Here is a 622-nt window from a genome sequence, read left to right on the forward strand (position 1 = left end):
AACCTACGCAGGCGGCACATCCAACAGCAGGCGCTGAGCGTTGCTGTCGTAGTCACTGTGCAGACCCGGGATCGTGTCCAACGCCACGCTGCCACTCAGTTCACCGGGCAGTTTCATGCCCACATCCTGCAGCGCACTGGCCGGCACATAGAGCTGCCCGGCCCGTTGATCGACCGCGATGACGCGGCCGGTGTCCATCTGGTTGACCACCAGTTCCAGAAACAACTGTGCATCGGCGACAGCCTCCATACTGCTCGGGGGCGGTGGCAGGTCGCCAGCCACGCCCTGCGGCGCAATCATTGCGCCCCATAGCCCGCTTACCATTGCTACCGACGGCCATAGACCTCGAGTCCAACCACGACTCACACATGGCGTTGTGTCCTTCAATGGACATCTCCATCCGTTTAAATCCCGGAGCTTCCCGCCCCGTTACACCCGGTTACCGTGTCGGCGCAAGGTTCTCCAACTGCTGCGCGCCGTTGATCCTGACCTGCAGGGGCTGGTCAGCCGACAGCCCATCCGGCACCGGCCAGCGCATGGTCGCGCCCGGCAAGACATAGCCAAGCAAACCGTCCACCAAGGGCCGTGTCTGCCCGCCCTGCTTGAATGAGGCATCGGTGAG

The 622-nt window shown here is 63.2% G+C and carries 2 pseudogenes; both read right to left on the reverse strand.

The features are described 5' to 3' along the window. Window positions 1-6 precede the first annotated feature (6 nt). Window positions 7-324 (reverse strand): annotated as a pseudogene (locus OQK_RS01335) (fimbria/pilus outer membrane usher protein); the annotation flags it as partial. 115 nt (window positions 325-439) lie between these two features. Then, window positions 440-622, reverse strand: a pseudogene (locus OQK_RS01340) (molecular chaperone); the annotation flags it as partial.

The organism is Pseudomonas sp. R62 (assembly GCF_000257605.1).
GTDB classification, from domain to species: domain Bacteria; phylum Pseudomonadota; class Gammaproteobacteria; order Pseudomonadales; family Pseudomonadaceae; genus Aquipseudomonas; species Aquipseudomonas atacamensis.